The sequence below is a fragment of the Vibrio splendidus 12E03 genome, assembly GCF_000272105.2.
GTDB lineage: Bacteria > Pseudomonadota > Gammaproteobacteria > Enterobacterales > Vibrionaceae > Vibrio > Vibrio splendidus_I.
Genome location: NZ_AJZD02000057.1, coordinates 1 through 1080, shown reverse-complemented (window position 1 = coordinate 1080; position 1080 = coordinate 1). Strand labels below are relative to the sequence as shown.

General features: G+C 44.2%; 1 protein-coding gene and 2 pseudogenes. All 3 read right to left on the bottom strand.

What is annotated here, in order from left to right; all coding sequences use genetic code 11:
* Window positions 1-192 (bottom strand): annotated as a pseudogene (locus tag A142_RS05385) (virion protein); the annotation flags it as partial.
* Window positions 193-209: 17 nt separating this feature from the next.
* Window positions 210-431, bottom strand: a complete 222-nt coding sequence (locus A142_RS05380) for a phage tail assembly chaperone (RefSeq protein WP_019820205.1) — start codon at window positions 429-431, stop codon at window positions 210-212.
* 3 nt (window positions 432-434) lie between these two features.
* Window positions 435-1080: pseudogene (locus A142_RS05375) on the bottom strand (hypothetical protein); the annotation flags it as partial.

Sequence of the window (1080 nt, the reverse complement as noted above, 5' to 3'; positions counted from 1 at the left end):
TTGTCGTGAGTAGCTACGAAGAACACGCGCCCCCGCTCGAAAGCCATAAACAGGATGTTTGAACTCTTCGAAGCTTTTATCGAGGTCGAGTAGATGTTCACCATCCCACTGAGTGCGATCACCTTTGGACTCGCGAATGTTTAGCGGGTTGTTGTTACGCACACCACGCGGCAGAGTTTTTCTATATGTCATATAAGCTAGCCCCCCAATTATGCAGACGCTTGCGGCAATGATGGTTTTTGAGGCCATACCACATCTTCCGGATTGCTGTAGGTTTGAGGGATATCGCGTAGAGCTTGGCGATACTGGCGAAATGGAATTTCATCGACTCCATTATCAAGGGCGGTATTCACCAAGTGGTCAGCCTCGACCATTAAACGAACACGCACTTGTTTTACTTCCATCATCTGTGCATCTTGAAATGTCATCATTGCTTACACTCCCGAAATATAACTATTTGGAACAACCGAACTATGAACAGCACTAATTGGTGGTGCAAAATGCGTAGTGCCATGGTATTCGTCAGCAACATCTGTATCGGACTCAATTACCTTTATAGGCTCTTTACCCATCGAACCTGAGACAAAAAGGTCGTAAGTCCACCCCCCACGGAGCCAAATACCTGATGTGTATGGAGTAGAAGCCGCTAAAACTTTCCCTACAAATTCACGCTTCGTATAACGATGATGGAGTTGCTTTGCGAAGTGGAAATCACCCCCATTACTGAAATTTTGTAATTGGACAAAGTATTCCAAAATCCCCCCACCCGGCTCATCCTGATGTATGTAACGTTTGATTCGAACATCAAGCATGATTGGTCGGTCAAAACGCACACAGTAGAACTTATCTCCATCGAGGTGAGATAAATCTAAAACGGTTTTATTCTCTACATTAGAAAGATTAACTTTGTAGCGCTTATCAGGATCAGCAAAGATAGTGCTGACATTCTGTTGTTGCTGCGTAATGAATGTATTCAAACGACCATTTGCACCGCTAATCACATCATTCAATTGCACTTTCAACGCATCAAATTGCGTTTGCATAGTTCGGATAGCACCACCCTTGATGCTATCTAGTAGG

Coding starts and splice junctions, on each gene's coding strand:
- A142_RS05380 (WP_019820205.1), bottom strand. CDS start 431: ATGATGACATTTCAAGATGCACAGATGATGGAAGTAAAACAAGTGCGT.